Raw genomic sequence first — 2,944 nt, forward strand, 5'->3', positions numbered from 1 at the left:
GGCAATAAGCGTTGGCGGTATCGCGCTGCCTGTTCAATTGGATTTGAAGGTGATCGAAGAGCCCGACCGGTATTAGAGCAGGCGCTTAGGGAGGGGTGGGACGAGAAGGATGGTACTAATACTTGGGATATTAATAAAACTCTAGCTGAGCTAGGAAGCCCGCTGGTCTTGCCATATTATGAAGCGATGCTCAGAAGTAAGGAGGACTTTTCTGTTTATCTCTTTAAGTATATTCCTGGAAAGGAGGCGGACAAGTTTCTTCAAAAAGCATTCGCAGGAAACAAAAAGCGTAATAAACTATCAGCGGCATATGTGTTGTGCCTTCGAGGGGATAAAAAAGCGATTGAATATTGTGCCTCTCTGCTAAAGAAAAGCGGAAATGATCAGCAATATGTAACTGAGTGCCTGGCGAAAATTCATGATCTGAGAGCTATGCAATATCTAATTAAGCAATTACGTAGCCCAAATTTGAAGCAAAAATACGACGCTGCCTTTATAATGGCGGAAATAGGCGATCCACGTGCTTTGCCGGTATTAATTGAGGGGTATAAGGATCCCGGTAATTATGGATCACCAGGAGCGGCAGTAGGGATGATTGGATATATTCCAGGCGAGGCAGCAACACAAGCGCTTTTTAATATAATGAATGGGAAATATGGTCGGCTTGACGATACAGCGGCAAGAACCTTGGCCAAGAGAGGTGATGTTAGAGCAATTCCGTTTTTAATGGATGAAATGAGGAGGACGAGTGAATATGATCGGGATAAGGCGCAGTTGAGGCTAGCTTATTCATTACATTTTATCCCAAGTGAAAAAGTTCATGCCATTCAGATATATCGCGATGTTGCTCTAAACAGTAGAGATGCAAATTATCAGTGGATGGCAGCTACTGCTTATTGGACTCTGAAAAAAGGGGTGAATTGGAAAATTAGCGAGCCGCATCCCTAAACCCTACCTATGACTCTAGCAGAATGTTGTCGATTAGGCGGGTTTTGCCGAAATGGACGGCTATGGCTAGGACGGCTTGATCTTCGATGGTGTGGATGGGGTCTAGGGTGTCGGGGTGGACGATTTCTAGGTATTGGATATTCGCCAGAGGGGATTGGGATATCCACTCTTTGACTTGTTCGATGAGAGAGTCCGTATCGCGCTCTCCGGCTTTGACGACAGATTGAGCGCGGGTGAGGGATTTGTTGATAACGGTGGCTTGCACGCGCTCTTCGGGGCTTAGGTAGATGTTTCGTGAGGACATCGCCAGGCCGTCTTCTTCTCGTACGATGGGACAGCCGATCACTTTCACTGGCAGGTTCAGGTCGATTACCAATTGCTTGATGACTTGAAGCTGTTGGTAATCTTTTTGGCCAAAATAGGCACGATCGGGTTGGACGAGGTTGAATAGCTTGAGCACAATCAGCGCTACACCGGGGAAATGGCTTGGACGGTATCTACCGCAGAGGCCTTTTGAAATTTCAGGCAGGGCAATGGTTGTCTGAAATCCGGATGGATACATTTCTTTGACCGGCGGAATAAACATCGCATCGACTCCAGCCGACTCGCTCATCGCCGAATCGCGGGGGATATCGCGCGGGTAGACGGATAAATCTTCAAGTGGACCGAACTGCTTGGGGTTAACAAAGAGGCTGACGACGACTTTGGCGTTGGGAGCTTGTGCCTGACGCATCAGCGTGAGATGCCCTTCGTGGAAATAACCCATCGTAGGGACTAGATGAATGGCAAAGCCTTTTTCCCGCTGCTCTTTAACCCATGCCCGGATTTCAGCGGTCGTTTTTAAAATATCCATCTTTAAAAAGTATTTTCCTCGGTAGGGAATTGCCGTTCTCGCACTTCACGGCTGTAGGTTTCAAGCGCTTTTGCAAATAGATCCCCAGCATCTACGTAACACTTGGTGTGTTTGAGGGTTTCGCCGCTAAGCCCGAGCAGGTCATTGATGACTTGGATTTCACCATCACAATCAGGACCTGCGCCTATTCCGATTGTCGGAATTTTAAGCTCGCGGGTAATACGCTCGGAGACAACAGCGGGGATGAGTTCTAAGACCACACAAAATGCCCTGGCCTCCTGGACGGCTTTCGCGTCTGCAGCGATTATATCGGACTGTGTCCCGCGCCCTTGAACTCGATAACCGCCAAATTTATTGATCGATTGTGGGGTCATTCCCACATGACCCATCACCGGAATTCCGATATCGGTCAACCGTTTGATAAGGGGAGCAACCGATATTCCCCCCTCGACCTTCACCGCCTCAGCGCCGGCCTTAATAAAAAGCCCCGCATTACGAATAGCTTCATCTTCACTTGCCTGATAGGACATGAAGGGCATATCGGCTACTAACAAAGCGTTCTTAACGCCCCTGCGTACAGCGCGGGTGTGGTGGAGCATCTCTTCCATAGTAACAGGAAGAGTATTCTCATACCCTAGTACGACATTACCGACCGAATCGCCAACGAGTATCAGGTCAACCCCCGCTGCATCGGCAATCCGCCCCATCGGGCAGTCATAGGCCGTTATACAAACAATTTTTTCATTTAGCCGCTTCTTATTAGCAATCTTAGGAGCGGTCATCTTCTCTCTGCTCATACTTTTGATAATACCTTATTAGGCAAAAAGCTAAAGGCGTAAAGCAGAAGCCGAACCCTCCACTGACGCCGGGCGGGGAAGTGAAGGGAGGGGGCAAGCCAAAAAGAACCGCAATTTGTCCCCCTTTCAAAGGGGGACTACAGATGGTCAAATCCGAAATCCATACTCACGATAACATAAACCCATAAGGATTACTCATTTCGACATTGACCCACGCTCTAGTCTATGGTACTATGATGGAGTAAGTTCTTTTACGAGCGGGCGTAGCTCAGCGGCAGAGCGATAGCTTCCCAAGCTATGCGTCGTGGGTTCGATTCCCATCGCCCGCTCTTTTCGCTTGGTCAGC

At 48.5% G+C, this 2,944-nt stretch carries 3 protein-coding genes and 1 tRNA gene; 2 read left to right on the top strand and 2 right to left on the bottom strand.

Annotation, left to right across the window (positions count from 1 at the left end; translation table 11 throughout):
• Positions 1–168 precede the first annotated feature (168 nt).
• A complete protein-coding gene (locus WCO51_11780; GenBank protein ID MEI6513934.1) occupies positions 169–948 on the top strand; it encodes a hypothetical protein in 780 nt (259 codons plus the stop codon).
• Between the two features lie 7 nt (positions 949–955).
• On the opposite strand, the gene panC is transcribed toward WCO51_11780, so the two are convergent.
• Together panC and panB are read right to left on the bottom strand one after the other, a co-directional pair.
• Positions 956–1,801, bottom strand: a complete 846-nt coding sequence (gene panC / locus WCO51_11785) for a pantoate--beta-alanine ligase (protein MEI6513935.1) — start codon at positions 1,799–1,801, stop codon at positions 956–958.
• A 2-nt stretch (positions 1,802–1,803) separates the two neighbouring features.
• On the bottom strand, positions 1,804–2,598 hold the full coding sequence (panB, locus tag WCO51_11790; GenBank protein MEI6513936.1) for a 3-methyl-2-oxobutanoate hydroxymethyltransferase: 795 nt from the start codon (positions 2,596–2,598) through the stop codon (positions 1,804–1,806).
• Between the two features lie 257 nt (positions 2,599–2,855).
• Here panB and WCO51_11795 point away from each other — a divergent pair.
• A tRNA-Gly gene (locus tag WCO51_11795) sits at positions 2,856–2,927 on the top strand.
• Positions 2,928–2,944 lie beyond the last annotated feature (17 nt).

Source organism: bacterium, assembly GCA_037131655.1.
Lineage (GTDB): Bacteria > Armatimonadota > Fimbriimonadia > Fimbriimonadales > JBAXQP01 > JBAXQP01.

Bases quoted from the DNA above. Each gene is read 5' to 3' on its own strand.
- panB (MEI6513936.1), bottom strand. From the start codon at position 2,598: ATGAGCAGAGAGAAGATGACCGCTCCTAAGATTGCTAATAAGAAGCGG.
- panC (MEI6513935.1), bottom strand. From the start codon at position 1,801: ATGGATATTTTAAAAACGACCGCTGAAATCCGGGCATGGGTTAAAGAG.